24 protein-coding genes and 1 pseudogene are annotated in these 23,216 nt (G+C 62.1%); 15 read left to right on the top strand and 10 right to left on the bottom strand.

All coding sequences use genetic code 11. The annotated features are described in order from the left end of the window. Nucleotides 1-33 precede the first annotated feature (33 nt). Nucleotides 34-1,527 carry an aldehyde dehydrogenase gene (locus AA098_RS00580; RefSeq protein ID WP_003253510.1) on the bottom strand — a complete coding sequence of 498 codons (1,494 nt, stop codon included), beginning with the start codon at nt 1,525-1,527 and terminating at the stop codon, nt 34-36. Nucleotides 1,528-1,723: 196 nt separating this feature from the next. On the opposite strand from AA098_RS00580, the gene AA098_RS00575 reads away from it, so the two are divergent. Beyond that, complete coding sequence (locus tag AA098_RS00575; protein ID WP_003253509.1) at nt 1,724-2,083, top strand: cupin domain-containing protein; 360 nt, start codon at nt 1,724-1,726, stop codon at nt 2,081-2,083. Nucleotides 2,084-2,166: 83 nt separating this feature from the next. Continuing rightward, on the top strand, nt 2,167-2,370 hold the full coding sequence (locus AA098_RS00570) for a hypothetical protein (RefSeq protein WP_003253508.1): 204 nt from the start codon (nt 2,167-2,169) through the stop codon (nt 2,368-2,370). Nucleotides 2,371-2,438: 68 nt separating this feature from the next. Here AA098_RS00570 and rpmG read toward each other — a convergent pair whose 3' ends face one another. Further along, nucleotides 2,439-2,594 carry a 50S ribosomal protein L33 gene (gene rpmG / locus AA098_RS00565; protein ID WP_003253507.1) on the bottom strand — a complete coding sequence of 52 codons (156 nt, stop codon included), beginning with the start codon at nt 2,592-2,594 and terminating at the stop codon, nt 2,439-2,441. An 11-nt stretch (nt 2,595-2,605) separates the two neighbouring features. Further along, complete coding sequence (gene rpmB, locus AA098_RS00560) at nt 2,606-2,842, bottom strand: 50S ribosomal protein L28 (protein ID WP_003253504.1); 237 nt, start codon at nt 2,840-2,842, stop codon at nt 2,606-2,608. Between the two features lie 361 nt (nt 2,843-3,203). Between rpmB and AA098_RS00555 the strand changes: the two genes are divergently transcribed. Continuing rightward, on the top strand, nt 3,204-4,793 hold the full coding sequence (locus AA098_RS00555) for an ABC transporter substrate-binding protein (RefSeq protein ID WP_064613730.1): 1,590 nt from the start codon (nt 3,204-3,206) through the stop codon (nt 4,791-4,793). Nucleotides 4,794-4,927: 134 nt separating this feature from the next. Here the strand turns inward: AA098_RS00555 and radC are convergent, their stop codons facing one another. Then, the gene (gene radC / locus AA098_RS00550) at nt 4,928-5,608 is read right to left on the bottom strand and encodes a DNA repair protein RadC (protein ID WP_004575218.1); all 681 of its coding nucleotides are present in this window, start codon (nt 5,606-5,608) and stop codon (nt 4,928-4,930) included. Between the two features lie 125 nt (nt 5,609-5,733). On the opposite strand from radC, the gene coaBC reads away from it, so the two are divergent. The 4 genes and pseudogenes from coaBC (at nt 5,734) to argB (ending at nt 9,854) form a co-directional block, all read left to right on the top strand. Next, nucleotides 5,734-6,945: a bifunctional phosphopantothenoylcysteine decarboxylase/phosphopantothenate--cysteine ligase CoaBC gene (coaBC, locus tag AA098_RS00545; RefSeq protein WP_003253409.1), complete on the top strand. Its 1,212-nt coding sequence runs from the start codon at nt 5,734-5,736 to the stop codon at nt 6,943-6,945. Nucleotides 6,946-6,950: 5 nt separating this feature from the next. Next, a complete protein-coding gene (dut, locus tag AA098_RS00540) occupies nt 6,951-7,406 on the top strand; it encodes a dUTP diphosphatase (protein WP_003253408.1) in 456 nt (151 codons plus the stop codon). 144 nt (nt 7,407-7,550) lie between these two features. Beyond that, nucleotides 7,551-8,918 (top strand): annotated as a pseudogene (locus AA098_RS00535) (phosphomannomutase/phosphoglucomutase); the annotation flags it as partial. Nucleotides 8,919-8,948: 30 nt separating this feature from the next. Next, entirely contained in the window at nt 8,949-9,854 is a 906-nt protein-coding gene (gene argB / locus AA098_RS00530; RefSeq protein WP_004575216.1) for an acetylglutamate kinase, read from the top strand. A 159-nt stretch (nt 9,855-10,013) separates the two neighbouring features. Here argB and pyrE read toward each other — a convergent pair whose 3' ends face one another. After that, a complete protein-coding gene (gene pyrE / locus AA098_RS00525) occupies nt 10,014-10,655 on the bottom strand; it encodes an orotate phosphoribosyltransferase (RefSeq protein WP_003253405.1) in 642 nt (213 codons plus the stop codon). Between the two features lie 80 nt (nt 10,656-10,735). Between pyrE and AA098_RS00520 the strand changes: the two genes are divergently transcribed. Beyond that, nucleotides 10,736-11,515 (top strand): exodeoxyribonuclease III, encoded by a 780-nt coding sequence (locus tag AA098_RS00520; RefSeq protein WP_003253401.1) that lies wholly within the window; start codon nt 10,736-10,738, stop codon nt 11,513-11,515. Between the two features lie 33 nt (nt 11,516-11,548). Here AA098_RS00520 and AA098_RS00515 read toward each other — a convergent pair whose 3' ends face one another. Beyond that, a complete protein-coding gene (locus AA098_RS00515) occupies nt 11,549-11,917 on the bottom strand; it encodes a DUF4870 domain-containing protein (RefSeq protein ID WP_003253399.1) in 369 nt (122 codons plus the stop codon). 23 nt (nt 11,918-11,940) lie between these two features. Next, complete coding sequence (rph, locus tag AA098_RS00510; protein ID WP_003253397.1) at nt 11,941-12,663, bottom strand: ribonuclease PH; 723 nt, start codon at nt 12,661-12,663, stop codon at nt 11,941-11,943. 228 nt (nt 12,664-12,891) lie between these two features. Here rph and AA098_RS00505 point away from each other — a divergent pair, with 228 nt between their 5' ends. Together AA098_RS00505 and gmk are read left to right on the top strand one after the other, a co-directional pair. Then, complete coding sequence (locus tag AA098_RS00505; protein ID WP_003253395.1) at nt 12,892-13,755, top strand: YicC/YloC family endoribonuclease; 864 nt, start codon at nt 12,892-12,894, stop codon at nt 13,753-13,755. A gap of 13 nt (nt 13,756-13,768) precedes the next feature. Further along, nucleotides 13,769-14,389, top strand: a complete 621-nt coding sequence (gene gmk, locus AA098_RS00500; RefSeq protein WP_004575215.1) for a guanylate kinase — start codon at nt 13,769-13,771, stop codon at nt 14,387-14,389. A gap of 33 nt (nt 14,390-14,422) precedes the next feature. Here gmk and AA098_RS00495 read toward each other — a convergent pair whose 3' ends face one another. The 3 genes from AA098_RS00495 to AA098_RS00485 form a co-directional block, all read right to left on the bottom strand. After that, nucleotides 14,423-15,964, bottom strand: coding sequence for an APC family permease (locus AA098_RS00495; protein WP_003253391.1), 1,542 nt, complete (start codon nt 15,962-15,964; stop codon nt 14,423-14,425). Nucleotides 15,965-16,083: 119 nt separating this feature from the next. Then, nucleotides 16,084-16,851 (bottom strand): gamma-glutamyl-gamma-aminobutyrate hydrolase family protein, encoded by a 768-nt coding sequence (locus tag AA098_RS00490; protein ID WP_003253389.1) that lies wholly within the window; start codon nt 16,849-16,851, stop codon nt 16,084-16,086. Between the two features lie 4 nt (nt 16,852-16,855). Beyond that, nucleotides 16,856-18,238, bottom strand: a complete 1,383-nt coding sequence (locus tag AA098_RS00485) for a glutamine synthetase family protein (protein WP_003253387.1) — start codon at nt 18,236-18,238, stop codon at nt 16,856-16,858. Between the two features lie 205 nt (nt 18,239-18,443). Between AA098_RS00485 and AA098_RS00480 the strand changes: the two genes are divergently transcribed. The 5 genes from AA098_RS00480 to AA098_RS00460 all read left to right on the top strand — a co-directional run bounded on the left by AA098_RS00480 (nt 18,444) and on the right by AA098_RS00460 (nt 23,180). After that, nucleotides 18,444-19,316: a LysR family transcriptional regulator gene (locus tag AA098_RS00480; RefSeq protein WP_003253385.1), complete on the top strand. Its 873-nt coding sequence runs from the start codon at nt 18,444-18,446 to the stop codon at nt 19,314-19,316. A 240-nt stretch (nt 19,317-19,556) separates the two neighbouring features. Then, the gene (gene rpoZ, locus AA098_RS00475) at nt 19,557-19,820 is read left to right on the top strand and encodes a DNA-directed RNA polymerase subunit omega (protein WP_003253383.1); all 264 of its coding nucleotides are present in this window, start codon (nt 19,557-19,559) and stop codon (nt 19,818-19,820) included. A 59-nt stretch (nt 19,821-19,879) separates the two neighbouring features. Beyond that, on the top strand, nt 19,880-21,988 hold the full coding sequence (gene spoT, locus AA098_RS00470; RefSeq protein ID WP_003253381.1) for a bifunctional GTP diphosphokinase/guanosine-3',5'-bis pyrophosphate 3'-pyrophosphohydrolase: 2,109 nt from the start codon (nt 19,880-19,882) through the stop codon (nt 21,986-21,988). A 23-nt stretch (nt 21,989-22,011) separates the two neighbouring features. Continuing rightward, the gene (locus tag AA098_RS00465; protein ID WP_003253379.1) at nt 22,012-22,392 is read left to right on the top strand and encodes a RidA family protein; all 381 of its coding nucleotides are present in this window, start codon (nt 22,012-22,014) and stop codon (nt 22,390-22,392) included. A gap of 56 nt (nt 22,393-22,448) precedes the next feature. Further along, entirely contained in the window at nt 22,449-23,180 is a 732-nt protein-coding gene (locus AA098_RS00460; protein WP_003253373.1) for a hypothetical protein, read from the top strand. Nucleotides 23,181-23,216: the final 36 nt, after the last annotated feature.

The following is a 23,216-nucleotide window of genomic DNA, read 5'->3' as shown; positions in this document are numbered from 1 at the left end:
GAGCGGGCTTGCCCGCGAAAAGGACCTACCGGGTTACAGCTTGATCCAGGTCGCCTTCAGCTCGGTGTACTTCTCCAGTGCGTGCAGCGACTTGTCACGGCCGTTGCCCGACTGTTTGAAGCCACCGAACGGCGCGGTCATGTCGCCACCATCGTACTGGTTGACCCAGACGCTGCCCGCACGCACGGCACGGGCGGTCTTGTGGGCTTTGGAAATGTCCGAAGTCCAGATACCAGCGGCCAGGCCATACGGGGTGTCGTTGGCAATGGCCACGGCTTCTTCGGCGGTGTCGAAGGCAATCACCGACAGCACCGGGCCGAAGATTTCTTCCTGGGCAATGCGCATGGCATTAGTCACGCCGTCGAAGATGGTCGGCTCGACGTAGGTGCCGCCGGTCTCTTCCAGGGTGCGCTTGCCGCCGGCCAGCAGCTTGGCGCCGTCCTTGTGGCCAGCCTCGATGTACGACAGTACGGTGTTCATCTGCTGGGTATCGACCAAGGCACCGACAGTGGTCTGCGGGTCCAGCGGGTTGCCTGGCTTCCAGCCTTTCAGGGCTTCTACCACCATCGGCAGGAACTTGTCCTTGATCGAACGCTCGACCAGCAGTCGGGAACCTGCAGTGCACACTTCGCCCTGGTTGAAGGCGATGGCGCTGGCGGCGGCTTCGGCGGCAGCTTGCAGGTCCGGGGCGTCGGCAAAGACGATGTTCGGGCTCTTGCCACCGGCTTCCAGCCAGATGCGCTTCATGTTCGACTCGCCCGCGTAAACCATCAGCTGCTTGGCGATCTTGGTCGAACCGGTGAACACCAGGGTATCGACGTCCATGTGCAGGGCCAGTGCCTTGCCCACGGTGTGGCCATAGCCTGGCAGCACGTTCAGCACGCCAGCCGGGATACCGGCTTCGATCGCCAGTTGGGCGATGCGGATGGCAGTCAGCGGCGATTTTTCGGACGGCTTGAGCACGACCGAGTTACCGGTGGCCAACGCCGGGCCGAGCTTCCAGCAGGCCATCAGCAGCGGGAAGTTCCACGGCACGATGGCACCAACCACACCCACGGGTTCGCGGGTAACCAGGCCAAGCTGGTCGTGCGGGGTCGGGGCGACTTCGTCGTAGACCTTGTCGATGGCTTCGGCAGTCCAGTGAATGGCCTGGGCCGCACCTGGGATGTCGATGCTGGAGGAGTCGCCGATCGGCTTGCCCATGTCCAGCGTTTCCAGCAGCGCCAGCTCTTCGACGTTCTTGCGCAGCAGGTCGGCGAAACGGATCAGCTTGGCCTTGCGCTTGGCCGGGGCCAGCTGCGACCACACGCCGGAGTTGAAGGTGGCACGGGCGTTTTCAACAGCGCGGTTGGCATCGGCCAGGTCGCAGCTGGCAACCTTGGCCAGGAAGCGTCCGTCGACCGGGCTCAGGCACTCGAAGGTTTCACCGGATGCGGCATCGGTGTATTCGCCGTTGATGAAGGCACGGCCTTCGATCTTCAGTTGCTGGGCACGTTGTTCCCAGTCCGCACGGGTCAGGGTGGTCATACGAAACTCCTCCTCTTGTTTAGGTGCAACGCCGCACTGAGGACTCACAGGCGTTGTCAGAATTCTGGCCGGGCGCCAAGCGCACACTGGCAAGCGATACCCTAAACCAGCCGGTGTAAACTATCAATATATTTGACACGAGAGGCTCAAAAGCCTACTGATGTTCATTTTATTAAACAACAACAGGAGCCGAACCATGAGTATCGATAGCATCATCGACTTCGCGCAGGTCCTCACCGAAGCCGAACGCTACCGCCCGGCTGCAGAGAAAATTCTCAAGGGCGAACCGGACCAGGCGGTCTACAACCATTATTCCAGCCCGTGTGGGCAGTTTGCCGCTGGCGTATGGGAAGGTGAGGTGGGCCAGTGGACAGTGAACTACACGGAGCACGAATACTGCGAGATCGTCCAGGGCGTTTCGGTGCTGCGCGACCAGGACGGTGGGGCTAAAACCCTGCGTGCCGGCGATCGGTTTGTCATCCCCGCCGGCTTCAAAGGCACTTGGGAGGTGCTGGAGCCGTGCCGCAAGATCTATGTGATGTTCGAGCAGAAATAATTATGTAGCGCAGGGATTTTGCAGGCATGCGTGAGGATGACCCTGCCCGTTTTGGGCCATTCAGCCTCACAAGGAAAATCAGCATGACGAACGAAGAAGTTCTGCAAACCCTCGCTCACCTGGTCGGCACCCGCTACGTGCCGGAACTGAAAGGCACCATCTGCGCCCTCACCGGGCGCACTCGCGTGGTTGGCCCCAACGAGATGTCCACCCGCGACTACGACGCCGAGCGCATCCAGATCAAGGCCGACGCCGACCTGATGATCCAGAGCTTCGCCTTCAACTGACCCTGCTGCAGCCCAAAAAAAACCCGCGTCCTTTCGGATGCGGGTTTTTTTTTCAGGTCGCCGATCAATTACTTGATCTTGGCTTCCTTGTACACCACGTGCTTGCGAACAACCGGATCATATTTCTTGATCTCGATTTTGTCCGGGGTGGTGCGCTTGTTCTTGTCGGTGGTGTAGAAGTGGCCGGTACCGGCACTCGAAACCAGACGGATCAATTCACGCATGATGCTCTCCCTTAAACCTTGGCGCCAGCTTTACGGATGTCAACCAGAACGGCGTCGATGCCGCGCTTGTCGATGATACGCATGCCTTTGGCGGAAACGCGCAGACGCACGAAACGCTTCTCGGATTCAACCCAGAAACGGTGGTGCTGCAGGTTCGGCAGGAAACGACGACGGGTTTTGTTGTTTGCGTGGGAAATGTTGTTCCCGGTTACTGGACCCTTACCAGTAACTTGACAGACTCTCGACATGACTCAGCCCTCTAAAACCACATGCCCAACCCGGCATGGGTTGGCCGCTTAATCTCTCAGTCTTTGGCGCCTGGGCGCCGTGATTCTGGAGGCCTTATCGACCGGATCCGCTGATGCGACAGGCCGAGCCCCTAGAAAAGAGCGCTGCTTTATACCAGAAAGACTTGGCTGCAACAACAGTAGATGCACATTACCGCTAGCCAGAACGCGCCGGGCCAGCATAGCGGCAGGCCCCGCCAGTCGTCGACCGCTCGTCGCAAGATTTGCAAAAAAGGGTGTGGTCATTTGCCGGCGGGCGCACTAGGGTAGGCCTTTTACAGACTGCACTGGCAGATGGGCCACTGACAGCCAAGGAGCCACCATGCGTGCCGCCGCACTTTCCTTATTGTTCACCTCCCTGTTCGCCGCCGGCGTTGCCCAGGCCGCTCCGCTGAGCGTTTGCAGCGAGGCCAGCCCCGAAGGTTTCGACGTGGTGCAGTACAATTCGCTCACTACCACCAACGCCACCGCCGACGTGCTGATGAACCGCCTGGTGGAGTTCGATGCGGCGCAAGGCAAGGTGGTGCCGAGCCTGGCGACCAACTGGACGGTATCGGCCGACGGTCTGGTGTATGACTTCACCCTGCGCGATGACGTCAAGTTTCACAGCACCCCCTACTTCAAGCCAAGCCGCAAGCTGAATGCCGACGACGTGCTGTTCAGCTTCCAGCGCATGCTCTACCCGGCCCATGCCTGGCACAAGACTGCGCCGGGCGGCTACCCGCATGCCCAATCGCTGCAGCTGGGCAGCCTGATCAAGGCGATCGAGGCACCGTCGCCGAACACCGTGCGCTTCACCCTCAGCCACCCGGACGCCACCTTCCTGGCCACCCTGAGCATGGGCTTCGCCTCGATCTACTCCGCCGAATACGCCGACAAGCTGCTCAAGGCCGGCACACCGGAAAATCTCAACAACCAACCGATCGGCACCGGGCCGTTCGTGTTCCAGCGTTTCCAGAAAGACGCCGTGGTGCGCTACCGCGCCAACCCGGACTACTTCGCCGGCAAGCCGGCGGTCGACCCGCTGATCTTCGCCATCACCACCGATGCCAACGTGCGCCTGCAGAAGCTCAAGCGTGGCGAGTGCCAGGTTGCCCTGTCGCCCAAGCCGTTGGACATTGCCGAAGCGGGCAAGGACGGTAACCTCAAGGTGGCCACCACCCCGGCATTCATGACTGCCTTCGTCGCCATCAACAGCCAGCACCCGCCGCTGGACAAGCCGGAAGTGCGCCAGGCGATCAACCTGGCCTTCGACAGGCAGGCCTACCTCAAGGCCGTGTTCGAAGACTCTGCGGTGGCTGCCAACGGCCCCTACCCGCCTAATACCTGGAGCTACGCCAAGGACCTGCCCGGCTACCCGCTGGACCTGAAGAAAGCCAAAGCCCTGCTGGCCAAGGCCGGGCTGGCCGAAGGCTTCAGTACCACCATCTGGACCCGGCCCTCGGGTAGCCTGCTCAACCCCAACCCCAGCCTTGGCGCGCAGATGCTGCAAGCCGACCTGGCGAAGATTGGCGTGAAAGCGGAGATCCGCGTGATCGAGTGGGGCGAACTGATACGCCGCGCCAAGGCCGGCGAGCATGACTTGCTGTTCATGGGCTGGGCGGGCGACAACGGCGACCCGGACAACTTCCTCAGCCCGCAGTTTTCCTGTGCGGCGGTCGAGTCAGGGACCAACTTCGCACGCTTCTGCGACAGCCGCCTCGACCAGCTGATCAGCGCCGGGCGCACCACCAACGACCAGAGCGTGCGCAGCCGGCTGTACCAACAGGCGCAGACACTGATCCAGCAGCAGGCGCTGTGGGTGCCACTGGCGCACCCGACGGCGGCGACCTTGCTGCGCCAAGGCGTCGAGGGGTACCAGGTGAGCCCGTTCGGGCGGCTGGATTTCAGCAAGGTGACGGTGACCAAATAAGCCTGTACCGGCCTCTTCGCGGGTAAACCCGCTCCTACAGGACAGCGCCAGCCTGGCAGTTGACGCTACCCCTGTAGGAGCGGGTTTACCCGCGAAAGGGCCCGTACTGACCCTATAAGGCTCTCAGTAGTCCCTCAGGCCACAATCCACCCATGCTCGACCATCGACAACGGCTCCCCATCACCAATGATGATGTGATCCAGCACCCGCACATCAATCAACGCCAGCCCCCGCTTCAACGACAGGGTCAAATGCACATCGTCCTGACTCGGTTCACTGATCCCTGACGGATGGTTGTGGCACAGGATCAATGCCGCAGCGTTGTGCACCAACGCCCGCCGCACCACCTCTCGCGGATAGACACTCGCCCGATCTATCGTGCCCCTGAACAGGATCTCAAATGCCAGTGGCCGGTGCTTGGTATCGAGAAACAGACACCCGAACACCTCGCTGGCCTCATGCCTGAGCATGGCTTTCAAGTAGCGTCGCACCGCTGCCGGGCTGTCCATGGCAGACTCGCGCTCAATCGACGTTGCAAGATGCCTGCGGCCGATCTCAAGCAGTGCCTGCAGCTGGCTGTACCTCACCGGGCCCAACCCAAGCTCGCCGACGAAGGCCTCGCGGTCGGCCTCCAGCAACCGGCGCAAGCTGCCGAACTTCACCAACAAGCCTCGCGAAAGCTCCACGACATTACGCCCACGTACGCCTGAGCCGAGAAAAACGGCCAGCAGCTCCGTATCTGTCAGGCTCCCTGCCCCTCGCTGCAACAACTTCTCCCTAGGCCGTTCTTGCGCCGGCCACTCCCTGATGTTCATTCCACCCCTGCCTTTGCTGCGGCCCATTTCGGCCCTGTGTTAATCTATTTCGCCTCGTACATGCGACGTTCCGCCGCAGGCATTTCAAACGTCGTCGCCCGCTCTCACTGGAAAAAGGCAAGCCTATGCAGCGGCTGTATCGCAAGCGCATCGTTCTCGGCGTGGGTGGCGGCATTGCCGCCTACAAAAGCGCCGAGCTGATTCGCCGTCTCCTGGAGCACGGCGCGCAGGTGCGCGTCGTCATGACCCGGGGTGGTGCAGAATTCATCACCCCGCTGACCCTGCAGGCGCTGTCGGGCCACCCCGTACACATGGACCTGCTCGACCCGGCCGCCGAAGCTGCCATGGGCCATATCGAACTGGCCAAGTGGGCGGACCTGGTGCTGATCGCCCCAGCTACCGCCGACCTCATGGCACGCATGGCCCAGGGCATGGCAGACGACCTGCTGACCACGCTGGTGCTGGCCACTGACGCCACCGTCGCCGTGGCGCCGGCGATGAACCAGGCCATGTGGCGCGACCCGGCCACCCAGGCCAACCTCGAGCTGCTCAAGAGCCGTGGCATTCAGGTGTTCGGCCCGGCATCCGGCAGCCAGGCCTGTGGCGACGTCGGCCTGGGGCGCATGCTAGAAGCCACCGACCTGGCCTGGTGCGCCGCGGAAAGCTTCAAGCGCCAGGCACTGACCGGCAAGCACGTGCTGATCACCGCCGGGCCGACCCAGGAAAACATCGACCCGGTGCGCTACATCACCAATCATAGCTCCGGCAAGATGGGCTTCGCCCTGGCCGAAGCGGCCGCCGAAGCAGGGGCTCGGGTGACCCTCGTCACGGGCCCTGTGCACTTGCCAACCCCTGACCGGGTCAGCCGCATCGACGTCGTCAGCGCGCGAGACATGCTCGCGGCCTGTGAAGCGGCCATGCCGTGCGACCTGTTCATTGCCTCGGCAGCGGTTGCGGACTACCGCCCCGAAGTGGTTGCCACACAAAAACTGAAGAAAGATCCTACGACCGGCGACGGCATGCTGCTGCAGATGGTGCGTAATCCCGATATCCTTGCCACCATTGCTGGCCGCGCCGACCGCCCGTTCAGCGTCGGCTTTGCCGCCGAAACCGAGCACCTGCTCGATTACGCCACGCGCAAGCTCAAGGACAAGAACCTCGACCTGATCGTCGCCAATGATGTGGCCAACCCCAGCATCGGCTTCAACAGCGAAGAAAATGCCTTGACCGTGATCGACCGCCAGCAGCACCAGACCCTCTTCGCGCAGACCAGCAAGGGCAAGATTGCCCGGCAACTGGTCGCCTTCATCGCCGAACGGCTTAACCAGGTTCAATAAGTTACATGCACGCTCTTCAAGCCAAGATCCTCGACCCACGCCTGGGCAGCGAATTCCCGCTACCCGCGTACGCCACCCCCGGCTCCGCCGGCCTCGACCTGCGCGCCCTGCTCAAGGAAGACACCCTCCTCGAGCCGGGCCAGACCATTCTGATTCCTACCGGTCTGTCGATCTACATCGGCGACCCGGGCCTGGCGGCAGTCATCCTGCCGCGCTCGGGCCTGGGCCATAAGCATGGCATCGTGCTGGGCAACCTGGTCGGCCTGATCGATTCGGACTACCAGGGCGAGCTGATGGTGTCGTGCTGGAACCGCGGCAACACGCCGTTCACCATCGCGGTGGGCGAGCGCATCGCCCAGCTGGTGCTGGTACCGGTGGTGCAGGCTCACTTCGACATCGTCGAAGCATTCGACGAAAGCCAGCGTGGCGCTGGCGGCTTCGGTCACTCCGGCAGCCACTGAGCCGGCAAATGACCGTTCAGGCCAAGGATGGCGAACTCTCTGGCGAAACCACCGTCCAAGCGTTCAGTTTGCGCCTGCCCAGAAAGCCTTTGACTAATGGAGCTTCCAGAGATGAACGACATGGCCCACCTGGTCCCCGCCGCATTGCCCGACAGCATTTTCCGCGCATATGACATACGCGGCGTGGTCGGCAAGACCCTTCACGCCGAAACCGCCTACTGGATCGGCCGCGCCATCGGCGCGCAAAGCCTGGCCCAGGGCGAACCGCAGGTTTCGGTAGGGCGCGATGGCCGCCTGTCGGGCCCGATGCTGGTGGAACAGCTGATCAAAGGCCTGGTCGATGCGGGCTGCCACGTCAGCGACGTCGGCCTGGTGCCTACCCCGGCGCTGTACTACGCAGCCAACGTGCTGGCCGGCAAGTCCGGTGTGATGCTGACCGGCAGCCACAACCCGTCGGACTACAACGGTTTCAAGATCGTCATCGCCGGTGACACCTTGGCCAACGAACAGATCCAGGCCCTGCTGACCCGCCTGAAAACCAACGACCTGACCCTGGCCCAAGGCCGCGTGGAAAAGGTCGAGATCCTCGACCGCTACTTCCAGCAGATCGTCGGCGACGTAAAGCTGGCGAAAAAGCTCAAGGTGGTGGTGGACTGCGGCAACGGCGCCGCTGGCGTGGTTGCACCGCAATTGATCGAAGCCCTGGGCTGCGAAGTGATCCCGCTGTTCTGCGAGGTCGACGGCAACTTCCCCAACCACCACCCGGACCCGGGCAAGCCGGAGAACCTCGAAGACCTGATCGCCAAGGTCAAGGAAACCGGTGCCGATATCGGCCTGGCCTTCGACGGTGACGGCGACCGCGTCGGCGTGGTGACCAACACCGGCAGTATCGTCTACCCCGACCGCCTGCTGATGCTGTTTGCCCAGGACGTGCTGTCGCGCAACCCAGGTGCCGAGATCATCTTCGACGTCAAATGCACCCGCCGCCTGACCCCGCTGATCGAACAGCACGGTGGCAGCGCCTTGATGTGGAAAACCGGCCATTCGCTGATCAAGAAGAAGATGAAGCAGACCGGTTCGCTGCTGGCAGGCGAGATGAGCGGTCACATCTTCATCAAGGAACGTTGGTACGGTTTTGACGACGGTATCTACAGCGCCGCGCGCCTGTTGGAGATCCTCAGCAAGACCCAGCAGAGCGCCGAAGACCTGTTTGCCGCCTTCCCGAATGATATTTCCACGCCGGAAATCAATATTGATGTGACCGACGAGGGTAAATTCAGCATCATTGATGCACTGCAACGCGACGCCGACTGGGGCGAAGCCCACCTGACCACCATTGACGGTGTGCGGGTCGACTACGCCAATGGCTGGGGCCTGGTTCGCGCCTCCAACACCACCCCGGTGCTGGTGCTGCGTTTCGAGGCCGACAGCGACGCCGAATTGCAACGTATCAAGGATGTTTTCCGCACCCAGTTGCTGCGGGTAGAGCCTGAGCTGCAACTGCCGTTCTGACCGACTATCTGTTCCTTACAGGAGCCCTGCATGACCCTCGATCGCGATGCCGCTTCCCATGTAGCCGAGGTTTTGTCCGAAGCACTGCCTTACATCCGCCGCTTTGTCGGCAAGACCCTGGTGATCAAGTACGGCGGCAACGCGATGGAGAGCGAGGAGCTCAAGACGGGCTTCGCCCGTGACATCGTGCTGATGAAGGCTGTGGGCATCAACCCGGTGGTGGTCCACGGCGGTGGCCCGCAGATCGGCGACCTGCTCAAGCGCTTGTCGATCGAGAGCCACTTCATCGACGGCATGCGCGTCACCGACTCGGCGACCATGGACGTGGTGGAGATGGTGCTGGGTGGCCAGGTCAACAAGGACATCGTCAACCTGATCAACCGCCACGGCGGCAGCGCCATCGGCCTGACCGGCAAGGACGCGGAGCTGATCCGCGCCCGCAAGCTGACCGTCAGCCGCCAGACGCCAGAGATGACCACTCCGGAAATCATCGACATCGGCCACGTCGGTGAAGTGGTGAGCGTGAACACCGACCTGCTGAACATGCTGGTGAAGGGCGACTTCATCCCGGTCATCGCGCCAATCGGCGTGGGTGCCAACGGTGAGTCGTACAACATCAACGCCGACCTGGTGGCGGGCAAGGTTGCCGAGGCGCTGAAGGCCGAGAAGCTGATGCTGCTGACCAACATCGCCGGCCTGATGGACAAGCAGGGCCAGGTGTTGACAGGCCTGACCACCGAGCAGGTCAACGAACTGATCGCTGACGGCACCATTTATGGCGGCATGCTGCCGAAGATCAAGTGCGCGCTGGATGCGGTGCAGGGCGGCGTGAACAGCTCGCACATCATTGATGGCCGCGTGCCGAATGCAGTGCTGCTGGAGATTTTCACCGACAGCGGCGTGGGCACCCTGATTACCAACCGCAAGCCGCGCTGATTGATCGGTTAGCCTGCACTGGCCTCTTCGCGGGTAAACCCGCTCCCACAAAGGAAATCCCCATGTAGGAGCGGGTTTACCCGCGAAAGGGCCAGATCAGGCGGCACAAAAAAAGGCGACCCTCTGAAGAAGGTCGCCTTTTTCATTCCTAGGCCAGGATCAGATCCCGTACTGCGCCCGATAGGCCTCCACAGCCGGCAGGTGCTGCTTCAACTGTGGATCGTCAGCCAGGAACTCCAGCACCTGGGTCAGCGAAACAATGCTGACCACCGGGATACCGAAGTCGCGTTCCACTTCCTGGATCGCCGACAGTTCGCCATTGCCGCGCTCTTCCCGGTTCAGCGCGATCAGTACACCAGCGGCCTTGGCCTGCTGGGCGTTGATGATCTGCATGACCTCACGAATGGCGGTACCGGCAGTAATCACGTCGTCGATGATCAGCACGTCACCGGCCAGCGGCGCGCCGACCAGGCTGCCACCTTCGCCGTGGTCCTTGGCTTCCTTGCGGTTGAAGCACCATGGCACGTCGAGCTGATGCTGGTCGGCAAGGGCCACGGCGGTAGTCGCCGCCAAAGGGATACCCTTGTAGGCCGGGCCGAACAGCACATCGAAGGGGATTTTGCTGTCGACGATGGCGGCGGCGTAGCAACGGCCCAGTTCAGCCAGGGCGGAACCGGTGTTGAACAGGCCGGCATTGAAGAAATACGGGCTGGTACGCCCCGATTTCAGGGTGAATTCACCGAAACGCAGTACCCCGCGATCGATGGCAAAACGGATAAAGTCGCGCTGATACGGCTGCATGAATAGTCCCGGACACCACGGATTTAGCTAAATGGGTTGAGCTCGGGTATCATACACGCACGAGATTTATGGGGCCATTTATGCGGATCATCAGTGTGAACGTAAATGGCATTCAGGCTGCGGCCGAGCGTGGTTTGCTCAGCTGGCTGCAAGCCCAGAATGCCGACGTCATCTGCCTTCAGGATACCCGCGCCTCGGCCTTTGAACTCGACGACCCAGCTTTCCAGCTCGATGGCTATTTCCTTTATGCCTGCGACGCGGAGGTGCCAGCCCAAGGTGGTGTGGCCCTTTACTCGCGCATGCAGCCCAAGGCAGTCATCACCGGCCTGGGCTTCGAGACAGCCGACCGCTACGGGCGTTACCTGCAAGCAGATTTCGACAAAGTCAGTATTGCCAGCCTGCTGCTGCCTTCGGGCATGAACGGCGACGAAGACTTGAACCAGAAGTTCAAGTTGATGGACGACTTCGCCAAGTACCTGGACAAGCAGCGTCGCAAGCGTCGCGAATACATCTATTGCGGCTCGTTCTACGTGGCGCAGCAGAAGCTCGACATCAAAAACTGGCGTGACAGCCAGCAGTCGCCAGGCTTCCTGGCGCCAGAACGCGCCTGGATGGATGCAATCACTGGCGAGATGGGGTATGTCGATGCCTTGCGCGAAGTCAGCCGTGAAGGCGACCAGTACAGCTGGTGGCCAGACAACGAGCAGGCCGAGATGCTCAACCTGGGCTACCGGTTCGACTACCAGATTCTCACCCCGGGCCTGCGCCGCTTCGTACGCAACGCTCGCCTGCCGCGTCAGCCACGCTTCTCCCAGCATGCGCCGCTGATCGTCGACTATGACTGGACGCTGACCATCTAAAAGGCCATTGGGGCTGCGTTGCAGCCCCAGTGGCTATTTGATCGGCCGCCAGATCATCGGGTAGCGATAAGGCTTGCCCTCATTCGCCCGCACCGCCGCAATGATGATCAATATCATCACTGCCACCGTGAGCATGGCAAACAGCACCAGCCCGATAAACACGAACATCAGCAGAAAGCAGATGAACCCGGCAATGGTCACGCTGATTTGAAAGTTCAGCGCCTCTTTGCCCTGGGCGTCGATAAAAGGGTCTTGCTCGCGCTTGAGGTGCCATAGCACCAGCGGGCCCAGCAGGTGCCCGAGCGGCACTACCAGGCCCAACAGCGCGGAGAGGTGGCAGAACATCGCCCATTGCCGGATTTCGGCATTGGGCGGGGTGATCGACAGGTTCGAATCGCTCATGCCCCGCACCTCCGTGGCTGGCTTCAGTCAGCCAGTGCTGCCTGCTGCAGCTCGAAAATCTCGTTCATGCCCTTCTGCGCCAGAGCGAGCATGGCGTTGAAATCTTCCGGCTGGAACGGTGCGCCTTCGGCAGTACCCTGCACTTCGATGAAACCACCAGCGCTGGTCATGACCACATTCAGGTCGGTTTCGGCTGCGGAGTCTTCCAGGTAGTCCAGGTCGAGCACCGCTTCGCCTTGGTACATGCCGACAGATACCGCTGCGATCATGTGCTTGAGCGGGTTGCCGCCCTTGAGGCCGCCGCGCTTCTTGATGACTGCCAAAGCGTCGCACAAGGCAACCATGGCGCCGGTGATGGACGCGGTACGGGTACCGCCATCGGCCTGGATCACGTCGCAATCGACGTACAGGGTGATGTCACCGAGCTTGCTCATGTCCAGCGCGGCGCGCAGCGAACGGCCGATCAGGCGCTGGATTTCCAGGGTGCGGCCACCCTGCTTGCCACGGCTGGCTTCACGCTGGTTACGTTCGCCGGTGGAGCGCGGCAGCATGCCATACTCGGCGGTCAGCCAGCCTTGGCCCTGGCCTTTGAGGAAGCGCGGTACACCGTTTTCAACGCTGACCGTGCAGATGACTTTGGTGTCACCGAACTCGACCAGTACCGACCCTTCGGCGTGCTTGGTGTAGTTGCGGGTGATGCGGATCGAGCGGAGCTGATCGGCAACGCGACCACTTGGACGTTTCATCTGGGATACCTGTACTGGGACTTTGAATCTGCCGAGCATTATAGAGCCCGCAGCCCGGGGAAGACATGCCTATTGTCGCGCCCGGCACAGCCCGTCGCCTTTTCCTATCGCAGTAGCCACCCGTCGGTAACATAGGCGGATTGGGCGCCACGGCGACACTGCGCTACAATCCTGCGCCTTGCAGCCGAGAGGCTCCCACCGTTCATTCATCTACGCGAGGTACTCCCCATGGTGCACAGCATGACCGCTTTTGCTCGTGTCGAGCGCGCCGGCAGCCAAGGCACCCTGGTCTGGGAGCTGCGTTCGGTCAACCACCGTTACCTGGAGCCGCACCTGCGCCTGCCCGAGGCCCTGCGCGACCTCGAAGGCGGTGTACGTGAAGGCCTGCGCCAGGGCCTGTCACGCGGCAAGGTGGAATGCACCTTGCGCCTCAACGAAGACAGTAATGGCAAACCGCTGAAAGTGGACCATGAGCGCGCCAAGCAACTGGTTGCCGCCGCCGAAGAAGTGGCGGGCCTGATCAAGCAGCCTGCCCCCCTGAACCCGCTGGAAGTGCTGTCATGGCCAGGCGTGCTGGTGGCCGACACCAGCGACCCACAGGCACTGAACGCCGAAGCCATGGCGCTGTTCGACGAAGCGTTGGCCGAACTCAAGGCCGGGCGCCAGCGCGAAGGCCAGGAACTGGCGCGGCTGATCAACGAACGCCTGGACAACATGGCCAGCGAAGTCACGACCCTGCGCGCCCTGGTGCCGCAGATGCTGGCGGCGCAGCGGCAGAAGATTCTCGACCGCTTCGGCGACATGCAAGCCGAGCTGGACCCACAGCGCCTGGAGCAAGAGATGGTACTGCTGGCCCAGAAAAGCGACGTGGCAGAGGAGCTCGACCGCCTCAGCACCCACGTCACCGAAGTGCGCCGCGTGCTCAAGGGTGGCGGCGCCGCTGGCCGGCGCCTGGACTTCCTGATGCAGGAGCTCAACCGCGAGGCCAACACCCTTGGCTCCAAGGCCTTCGACCCACGCAGCACGCAAGCGGCGGTCAACCTGAAGGTACTGATCGAACAGATGCGTGAACAAGTACAGAACATCGAGTAAGGCCACCCCTACCATGAACCACAGCAGCGGCACCCTCTACATCGTTTCGGCCCCCTCGGGTGCCGGCAAGACCAGCCTGGTCACCGCCCTGACCAAAGACGACCAGCAGATTCGCGTCTCGGTCTCGCACACTACCCGCGCCATGCGCCCGGGCGAGCAGCACGGGGTGAACTATCACTTCGTCGTCCACGAGGAGTTCAAGACGCTGATCGCGCAAGGAGACTTTCTGGAGCATGCCGAAGTGTTCGGCAACTTCTACGGTACTTCGCGCAGCGCGCTGCAGCACACCTTGGACCAAGGCTACGACCTGATCCTGGAAATCGACTGGCAAGGTGCCCAGCAAGTGCGCAAGCTGATGCCAGAGGCGCTGTCGGTGTTCATCCTGCCTCCAAGCCAGGAGGCGCTTCGCCACCGCCTGGACGGACGCGGGCAGGACAGCGAAGAGATCATTGCCGGGCGCATGAAGGAAGCGGTCAGCGAGATGGTGCACTACGACGAGTATGACTACGTGATCATCAATGATGATTTCGACGCGGCGCTGGCAGACTTGAAAGCGGTGTTCCGCTCGAATCGGCTGCTGTTGAAGAAGCAGCAGCAGCGTCATGCGGCGCTGCTGAAGCAAATGATCGGCTAAAGATCGATGGGGCCGCAGAGCGGCCCCATTGGTTTATTCCTGCAGTGGCAAGGTAGCCTGCTGACGCAGGGTAGCCCCGAGGAAGTACGCCGGCGCACGCATGCGCGACAGCATCATCAGGCCGATACCAAGCACCGAGATGATCGCGGCAATCACGAACACCAGCCCCAGACCGCCCACATGCGAGCCGCTGCCGAAGTCCGGCGACGCACTGTCGATGGCGGTACGCACGAAGATCACCGACAAGATCACCCCACCCACCAGCGGGCACAGGCCGCGCATGATGAAATGGCGCAGGCTGTCGAACAGGCTGCCGCGGAAATACCAGACGCAGGCAAACGCGGTCAGCGAATAGTAGAAGCAGATCATCATGCCCAATGCCGTGATGGTATCTGCCAGCACGTTCTCGCTCAGCGTACGCATGGTTACGTAGAACAGGCCTGCGGCCAGGCCGGCGCAGATGGTGGCATAGCGCGGCGTTTGCGAGCGCGGGCAGACGCTGGCGAACTTCTGCGGTACAGCGCCGTAATAACCCATGGCCAACAGGGTGCGCGCCGGCGCCACGAAGGTGGACTGCAGCGACGCCGCCGTACTGGCCAGCACAGCGATGGACATCAGGATCGCCAGCGGCCCCATGACCGGGCCGGCCAGGTGGGCAAAGACGTTCTCCTGGATGCGCGGGTTGTTCAGGCCCAGACCCGTTTCACTGATACCGGCAAACTGCAGGGTGGCGATGGCAGTGAACAGGTACAGGCCGAGAATCAACATCACGGTCCAGGTAGCGGCCTTGCCCGGCACCTCTTCGCTGCCCACCGATTCTTCACTGACGGTCAGGCAAGTGTCCCAGCCCCAGAAGATGAAGATCGACAGTGACAGGCCAGCGGCAAAGGCCGAGAACGACTCGACACCGAACGGGTTGAACCAGGCGAAATCGAACGCCAGCGGTGGCGGCGCGGTGGTGCCGCCGAAAGCGGCGAAAGCAAAGCCGATCAACACCAGCAACTGCAGGGCCACCAAGCCGTACTGCACAGTCATTGTGGTGGCGATACCCCGACAGCAGATCCACACTGCCAAACCAATGAACACGCAACAGGTAACGATGTTGATCAACAGGTTGTCGGCCAACGCTGCCAGCTCATGCTTGCCGGTGATCTGGCCAAGGAACAGGTAGAAGAAGTCCACCGCCACACCTGCCAGGTTCGACAGCACGATCGTGGTGGCAACCACCAGTCCCCAGCCGCCGATCCAGCCGATCATCGGGCCGAATGCACGCGCCGACCAGGTAAACGAAGTACCGCTGTCCGGCTCCGCCGAGTTCAGCTCGCGATAGCCCAGGGCAACCAGCAGCATCGGCAGGAAGCCCACGATGAACACGGCCGGCAGGTGGGCGCCCACCTCACGTACGGTCGGGCCAAGGGCCCCGGTCAGGGTATAGACCGGGGCGATGGTGGAAATGCCCAGCACCACGCTGGCCAGCAGGCCCAAGCGGCCCTTGGCCAGGCCTTTGCTGCGCTGAGTGTTGCCCGCGTCGGCCGCCACATCGGGTGGGCGGCCGGCTTCTGTGTAATTGCTCATGAGTATTTGCCGTAAATTTTGGAATTGTTTTAACAAGCCTTGGGTACAAGGCTCGCTTTCACTCATTGAAAGCTTGCTATCGGGGACGAGTCATCCGAGACCTTCGGCTGACGCCAGAATCATTCCTGCCGTGAGCCCTCCCGTGCTGCGTAGGCATTGCAGGCCTCGCGAAACGCCTCAAACAGACGCAGCGAAACCGGGTTTTCGTTGAAGCGCCACTCCGGGTGCCACTGCACCCCGAGCACAAAGCCCGGCGCCGCAGGCATGGACACCGCCTCGATCAGGCCATCCGGGGCCCGTGCCTCGACGCGCAGGCCCGGGGCCAGACGGTCGATGCCCTGGCTGTGCAGCGAATTGACCTCGAACTGCGCCACCAGCCCCAGGCGCTCGAACAACCCGCCAGGCTCGATGCTGACCGAGTGGCGAGGGCCGTATTGCACCTCCAGGGGGGCGTCCTCAGGTTCGCGGTGGTCAAGGTAGCCAGGCAGTTCCTGCACACGCTGGTGCAGGCTGCCGCCAAGGGCCACATTCAGCTCCTGATAGCCTCGGCAGATGCAGAATACGGGCACACCGACGGCAATGGCTGCCTGCAGCAGCGGCAGGGTCAGGCGATCACGCGCCAAATCATGCCGGGTACCCGCCACACTGGGGGCGCCATTGTAATGATGCGGCTCGATATTTGAAGGCGAGCCGGTAAAAACAATGCCGTGCAGGCGGGCCAGCAGCGCTTGCGTGTCGCTGCCGCCATCACGGGCCGGCAAGATCAGTGGCAAGCCGGCAAAGCCGGCCGCCTCGACATACTTGTCGCCGACCGTATGCGAGGAGTTCTTCCCTACCTGCTGACGGCAGGCGCTGACACCGATCAAAGGGACCGCATTTGCGCTCATGGGCTTACACCGTGTGCAGGTACCAGTTGTACTCGAGGTCGGAAATCGACACTTCGAACTCGGCCAGTTCGCTTTCCTTGCAGGCCACGAAGATATCGATGTAGTCCGGGCTGATGTATTGGTTGAGGACTTCGCTGTCATCCAGCGCGCGCAGGGCATCGCGCAGGTTGTTCGGCAGGCTTTGCTCCAGCTGCTCGTAGGAGTTGCCTTCGATCGGCGCCTCGGGCTCGACCTTGTTGGTCAGGCCATGGTGAACGCCGGCAAGGATCGCCGCGAGCATCAGGTACGGGTTGGCATCGGCGCCGGCTACACGGTGCTCAAGGCGCACATTGTCGCTGCTGTCGGTGGGCACGCGTACGGCCACGGTGCGGTTGTCCAGGCCCCAGCTCGGCGCATTGGGCACGTAGAACTGCGCACCGAAGCGGCGGTAGGAGTTGATGTTGGGGCACAGGAAGGCCATCGACGCCGGCATGGTTTCCAGCACGCCACCAATGGCGTGGCGCAGCGTATCGCTTTGCAGCGGATCGTCACTGGCGAAGATGTTCTTGCCGGTTTTCTTGTCCAGCAATGAAATGTGCACATGCAGGCCGTTGCCTGCCTGGCCCGGGTAGGGCTTGGCCATGAAGGTGGTGTCCATTTCATGGTCGTAGGCGACGTTCTTGATCAGGCGCTTGAGCAGGATCGCATAGTCGCAGGCCTTCAGCGGATCCGCCACGTGGTGCAAGTTGACCTCGAACTGCGCTGGGGCGCTTTCCTTGACGATGGCGTCGGCAGGCAGGCCCTGTTCCTTGGCTGCTTCGAGCATGTCCTGCAAGCAGTCGGCGTACTCGTCGAGGTCGTCGATCAGGTACACCTGGGTCGACTGCGGGCGCTTGCCGGAGATCGGCGAGCGCGGCGGCTGCGGGCGGCCGTTGAGGTTGTCCTGGTCGATCAGGTAGAACTCCAGCTCGAACGCGGCGCAAATATCCAGGCCCAGGTCGTCGAACTTGCTCACCACCTGGCGCAGCACTTCACGCGGGTCGGCGAAGAACGGCTGGCCATCCAGCTCGTGCATGGTCATCAGCAGCTGGGCGGTGGGGCGCTTCTGCCACGGCTCGTCCGACAACGTGCCGGGGATCGGGAAACAGATACGGTCGGCGTCGCCGATGTCCAGGCCAAGGCCGGTGCTTTCGACAGTGGAACCGTTGATATCAAGGGCGAACAGCGATGCGGGCAGGTTGATGCCCTTCTCGTACACCTTGTGCAGGCTGGCCCGCTCGATGCGCTTGCCACGTACCACGCCATTCATGTCGGAGATCAGCAGGTCTACGTACTGCGTGTCCGGATGGGCCTGGAGGAAGTCATTCATCTCGCTGGAAGAACTGGCGCACGGGGTTACCGACGTCATGGTGTACATCCTTTGATGTGCTGCGGCGATGTGGGGATACGGCTGGCGCCTCACGGGCGACGATGGTTGCAGCTGTTGTTCTTTTCACTTTCCCATCGTGGGGACTGGTTACCCGACCGGGCGCATTGATTCCGGGGGGCCGTTTCACTATAAAATGGCCCAGACGCAACAGACATTGGCAATTTGGCAAGCAGAGCGTGCATCAATGCAATATCAGATAACCCACGCAGACCTCTCTCTGGTCCTGGCACTGGAACGTGGCCGCTCGCTGGCCAAAGCCGCCGAACTGCTCAAAGTCGACGTTTCGACCGTATTCCGCTCGATCCGCCGATTGGAGTCAGCGCTGGGCACTGCTTTGTTCGTCAAGAGCCGAAAGGGCTATCTGCCGACTGACACTGCACAGGCCTTGGCCGAGCAGGCCGAACGTGCCGAGCAGGCGCTGGAAGCGGCGCGCATTGCCATGACCAGTGGCGAGCAGGTGGTCAGCGGCACGGTGCGCCTGACCTGCACAGAGGCGGTGATGCACAGCCTGTTGCTGCCGGCGCTGGCCGAGTTCATGTCCAACTACCCGGCTTTGTCGCTGGAGATGGGCACCTCCAATACCTTCGCCAACCTCAGCCGGCGCGACGCCGACATCGCCCTGCGCCTGACCAACACACCTCCGGAGCACCTGGTTGGCCGCAACCTGGGTTCGACCTCCTATGTAGTCTGCGGCCAGCCACAGTGGCGCGAGCGCCTGAGCGAGTCCCCCGCCAGCGTGCCGTGGATCGCACCAGACGACTCGATGCAGGACCACCCGACGGTGGTCTGGCGCAACCAACAACACCCGGGCCTGAGCCCGCGCTACCAGTGCAGCAGCATGTCGACCATCGCCCAGTTGGTAATGGCCGGCCTGGGCGTGGCAGCACTCCCGGACTACATGGTGCATGCGCTGCCTGGGGTGGATGCTCTCAGCGGTCCCCTGCCCGGCTGCGACACTCAGCTGTGGTTGCTGACCCGGCCGGATTGCCGGGCGTTGCGCTCGGTGCAGACCTTGTTCGAAGAGCTGACCCCGCGGTTGCGTGACGCGATGCTCTGAGGTTATCGTCAGGCTCATGCACTGAGGGTGTCTGTTCCGGCTCTTTCGCGGGTAAACCCGCCGCGACAAGCTACGCGGTCCCTGTAGGAGCGGGTTCACCCGCGAAGAAGGCATCGCAGGGTTTGCAGGTACCGCCCGGCAAAACAGCGCTTCCCTATTGGCTGGTGAATTTTTATACTATCGAGTCCGCCTGCCCATTAATGGGCTGCACGCCCACCGCAATTGCTACTGAGGAAGACCATGGCCCGCGTAACTGTTGAAGACTGCCTGGAACACGTGGATAACCGCTTTGAGCTGGTCATGCTCTCGACCAAGCGCGCTCGCCAGCTGGCGACCGGCGGCAAAGAGCCACGCGTTGCGTGGGAAAACGACAAGCCAACCGTTGTTGCCCTGCGTGAAATTGCCGAAGGCATCGTCACCAACGAGTTCATCGCCGCTGAAGAGATCGTCACCGAGGATCCGGTGTTCGCCGCGTTCGAGGACGAGAACAACGAGGCTGTCTGATTGATGCCAGGTCGACGTCGTACGGCGCAAGGCCCTCTTCCTCGGCAGGAGGTGAACCCATGCCGGGTATAGAAGCCTTGGCCGAACGGCTGTCGACCTATCTTGGCCCCGAACAGGTCAACCTGGTTCGGCGTGCCTATTTCTACGCCGAACAGGCTCACGATGGGCAACGCCGCCGCAGTGGCGAGCCCTACGTGACCCACCCGCTGGCCGTGGCCAGCATCCTCGCCGACATGCACATGGACCATCAGAGCCTGATGGCGGCCATGCTGCACGATGTGATCGAAGACACCGGCATCGCCAAGGAAGCCCTCAGCCAGCAATTTGGCGAGACCGTGGCCGAATTGGTCGATGGGGTCAGCAAGCTGACCCAGATGAATTTCGAGACCAAGGCCGAGGCGCAGGCGGAAAACTTCCAGAAGATGGCCATGGCCATGGCCCGCGATATCCGCGTGATCCTGGTCAAGCTGGCCGACCGCCTGCACAACATGCGCACCCTGGAAGTGCTGTCTGGCGAAAAACGCCGGCGCATCGCCAAGGAAACCCTCGAGATCTACGCCCCCATCGCCAACCGCCTGGGGATGCACACCGTGCGCGTGGAGTTCGAAGACCTTGGCTTCAAGGCCATGCACCCGATGCGCTCGTCGCTGATTCATCGTGCAGTGAAGAGCGCACGCGGCAACCGCAAAGAAATCGTCGCCAAGATCGAGCACTCGCTGGCCAACTGCCTGTCCGCCGACGGCATCGAGGGCGAGGTCAGCGGTCGGCAGAAACACCTCTATGGCATCTACAAGAAGATGCGCGGCAAGCGCCGTGCCTTCAACGAGATCATGGACGTGTATGCCTTCCGCATCATTGTCGACAAGGTTGACACCTGCTACCGCGTGCTCGGCGCCGTGCACAACCTGTACAAGCCGCTGCCCGGACGCTTCAAGGATTACATCGCGATCCCCAAGGCCAATGGCTACCAGTCGTTGCACACGACCCTGTTCGGCATGCACGGCGTGCCCATCGAAATCCAGATCCGCACCCGCGAAATGGAAGAAATGGCCAACAACGGCATCGCCGCGCACTGGCTGTACAAGTCAAACGACGACGAGCAGCCCAAGGGCAGCCACGCGCGTGCCCGCCAGTGGGTCAAGGGTATCCTCGAACTGCAGCAACGTGCCGGCAACTCCCTGGAATTCATCGAGAGCGTGAAGATCGACCTGTTCCCGGACGAGGTCTACGTGTTCACGCCCAAAGGCCGAATCATGGAGTTGCCCAAAGGCTCCACGGCCGTCGACTTCGCCTACGCGGTGCACACCGACGTTGGCAACAGTTGCATCGCGTGCCGCATCAACCGCCGCCTGGCGCCGCTGTCCGAACCGCTGCAAAGCGGCTCGACAGTGGAAATCGTCAGCGCCCCGGGCGCTCGGCCAAACCCGGCCTGGCTCAACTTTGTGGTCTCAGGCAAGGCACGCACGAATATCCGCCACGCGCTCAAGCAACAGCGCCGTTCCGAATCCATCAGCCTGGGCGAGCGCCTGCTGAACAAGGTGCTCACTGGCTTCGACAGCAGCCTGGAGAAAATCCCCCAGGAACGCATCGAGTCTATTCTCGCCGAGTACCGCCTGGAGCTGATAGAAGATCTGCTCGAAGACATCGGCCTGGGCAACCGCATGGCCTACGTGGTCGCGCGCCGCCTGCTGTCGGCCGAAGGCGAACAGCTGCCGGCGCCAGAAGGCCCGCTGGCGATCCGCGGCACCGAAGGCCTGGTGCTCAGCTACGCCAAGTGCTGCACGCCGATCCCGGGTGACCCGATTGTCGGCCACCTGTCGGCCGGCAAAGGCATGGTCGTGCACCTGGAGAACTGCCGCAACATCAGTGAAATCCGCCACAACCCCGAAAAGTGCGTGCAACTCTCCTGGGCCAAGGACATCACTGGCGAGTTCAATGTCGAACTGCGTGTCGAACTGGAACACCAGCGCGGGCTGATCGCCCTGCTGGCCAGCAGCGTCAACGCCGCCGACGGCAACATTGAAAAGATCAGCATGGACGAACGCGACGGCCGTATCAGCGTGGTCCAACTGGTGGTCAGCGTGCACGACCGCGTGCACCTGGCGCGTGTGATCAAGAAGCTGCGTACCCTGACCGGTGTGGTCCGCATCACCCGCATGCGTACGTAGTCCGCCAACCGCAAGGAGTCATCATGAGCAAAACCGTCATCAACAGCGACAAGGCCCCTGCCGCCATCGGCACCTACTCGCAGGCGATCAAGGCCGGCAACACCGTGTACATGTCGGGCCAAATCCCTCTGGACCCGAAGACCATGGAACTGGTTGAAGGCTTCGAAGCCCAGACCGTGCAGGTGTTCGAGAACCTCAAGGCCGTGGCTGAAGCTGCTGGCGGTTCGTTCAAGGACATCGTGAAACTGAACATCTTCCTCACAGACCTGAGCCACTTCGCCAAGGTAAACGAGGTGATGGGCCGCTACTTCGAACAGCCCTACCCGGCCCGCGCCGCCATCGGCGTTGCCGCGCTGCCGAAAGGCTCCCAGGTCGAAATGGACGCCATCCTGGTCATCGAATGATGCCCTGGTGACGGGCCCTGCCCGTCACCCTCCTTCCTCTGCAAGGTTACCCCGTCATGCGTCAAGCACTGCCCTTTGCGCTGGCAGCCCTGCTACTGGGCGGCTGCACCAGCCACAAACCCGAAGATTTCAACGGCATCTGGATCAACCAGGAAGCCATCACTGCGGCGGTCAAAGCCGGCAGCCTGCGCCAGGCGCTGAATGAGCACGGCCCAGTGTTCGAGTGGAAGCTCGACGTGGCCAATCAGCAAGCTAGCTATAGCAATGGTTTCGAGGCCGCTGACGGCCAGCTGAGCGCCAATGAAAAGCAATGGCAGGCCCGTTTCCAAGGCGGCCAGACCGAGCAGCTTTCGCTCGATGGCGACGAGCTGCTGGCCGTCGCCCAGAACGGCGCCAAGCAAACCTTCGTGCGCGCCAAGACACCGGCGACAGCCAATGCACCACTGGGCAGCAGCTTCGAGAAAGCGCTTTACCAGGCCTACCTGGGTGGTGACTGGAAGATCGTCGACGGCCAAGGCAAAGGTGCCAGTGTACGCTTCAGCGATACCGGCAACGTCACCGGCCTACCGGGGCCGGACCGCTTCGCCCTGTGCCTGGCAGGTGATTGCGCGACCATGGGTGGCAACAATGACAGCCTGTGGCTGGAGCGCAACCAGCGTGGTGCACCGTTCATCATCAAGCGCGATGGTGACAAGCTGGAGATTTTCCAGGCAGTGAACCGTGCACAGCCGGATGAAATGCCAGAACTGGCAGCGGGCAAGCGTCAGTGGGCGCTGGAGCGCAGCTGAGATGATGCGCGGCCCCTGTAGGAGCGGGTTTACCCG

The sequence above is a fragment of the Pseudomonas sp. JY-Q genome (genome assembly GCF_001655295.1).
GTDB lineage: Bacteria > Pseudomonadota > Gammaproteobacteria > Pseudomonadales > Pseudomonadaceae > Aquipseudomonas > Aquipseudomonas alloputida.
This window is presented reverse-complemented; position numbering and strand designations above follow the sequence as displayed.

Coding starts and splice junctions, on each gene's coding strand:
- AA098_RS00580 (WP_003253510.1), bottom strand. CDS start 1,527: ATGACCACCCTGACCCGTGCGGACTGGGAACAACGTGCCCAGCAACTG.
- AA098_RS00575 (WP_003253509.1), top strand. CDS start 1,724: ATGAGTATCGATAGCATCATCGACTTCGCGCAGGTCCTCACCGAAGCC.
- AA098_RS00570 (WP_003253508.1), top strand. CDS start 2,167: ATGACGAACGAAGAAGTTCTGCAAACCCTCGCTCACCTGGTCGGCACC.
- rpmG (WP_003253507.1), bottom strand. CDS start 2,594: ATGCGTGAATTGATCCGTCTGGTTTCGAGTGCCGGTACCGGCCACTTC.
- rpmB (WP_003253504.1), bottom strand. CDS start 2,842: ATGTCGAGAGTCTGTCAAGTTACTGGTAAGGGTCCAGTAACCGGGAAC.
- AA098_RS00555 (WP_064613730.1), top strand. CDS start 3,204: ATGCGTGCCGCCGCACTTTCCTTATTGTTCACCTCCCTGTTCGCCGCC.
- radC (WP_004575218.1), bottom strand. CDS start 5,608: ATGAACATCAGGGAGTGGCCGGCGCAAGAACGGCCTAGGGAGAAGTTG.
- coaBC (WP_003253409.1), top strand. CDS start 5,734: ATGCAGCGGCTGTATCGCAAGCGCATCGTTCTCGGCGTGGGTGGCGGC.
- dut (WP_003253408.1), top strand. CDS start 6,951: ATGCACGCTCTTCAAGCCAAGATCCTCGACCCACGCCTGGGCAGCGAA.
- argB (WP_004575216.1), top strand. CDS start 8,949: ATGACCCTCGATCGCGATGCCGCTTCCCATGTAGCCGAGGTTTTGTCC.
- pyrE (WP_003253405.1), bottom strand. CDS start 10,655: ATGCAGCCGTATCAGCGCGACTTTATCCGTTTTGCCATCGATCGCGGG.
- AA098_RS00520 (WP_003253401.1), top strand. CDS start 10,736: ATGCGGATCATCAGTGTGAACGTAAATGGCATTCAGGCTGCGGCCGAG.
- AA098_RS00515 (WP_003253399.1), bottom strand. CDS start 11,917: ATGAGCGATTCGAACCTGTCGATCACCCCGCCCAATGCCGAAATCCGG.
- rph (WP_003253397.1), bottom strand. CDS start 12,663: ATGAAACGTCCAAGTGGTCGCGTTGCCGATCAGCTCCGCTCGATCCGC.
- AA098_RS00505 (WP_003253395.1), top strand. CDS start 12,892: ATGGTGCACAGCATGACCGCTTTTGCTCGTGTCGAGCGCGCCGGCAGC.
- gmk (WP_004575215.1), top strand. CDS start 13,769: ATGAACCACAGCAGCGGCACCCTCTACATCGTTTCGGCCCCCTCGGGT.
- AA098_RS00495 (WP_003253391.1), bottom strand. CDS start 15,964: ATGAGCAATTACACAGAAGCCGGCCGCCCACCCGATGTGGCGGCCGAC.
- AA098_RS00490 (WP_003253389.1), bottom strand. CDS start 16,851: ATGAGCGCAAATGCGGTCCCTTTGATCGGTGTCAGCGCCTGCCGTCAG.
- AA098_RS00485 (WP_003253387.1), bottom strand. CDS start 18,238: ATGACGTCGGTAACCCCGTGCGCCAGTTCTTCCAGCGAGATGAATGAC.
- AA098_RS00480 (WP_003253385.1), top strand. CDS start 18,444: ATGCAATATCAGATAACCCACGCAGACCTCTCTCTGGTCCTGGCACTG.
- rpoZ (WP_003253383.1), top strand. CDS start 19,557: ATGGCCCGCGTAACTGTTGAAGACTGCCTGGAACACGTGGATAACCGC.
- spoT (WP_003253381.1), top strand. CDS start 19,880: ATGCCGGGTATAGAAGCCTTGGCCGAACGGCTGTCGACCTATCTTGGC.
- AA098_RS00465 (WP_003253379.1), top strand. CDS start 22,012: ATGAGCAAAACCGTCATCAACAGCGACAAGGCCCCTGCCGCCATCGGC.
- AA098_RS00460 (WP_003253373.1), top strand. CDS start 22,449: ATGCGTCAAGCACTGCCCTTTGCGCTGGCAGCCCTGCTACTGGGCGGC.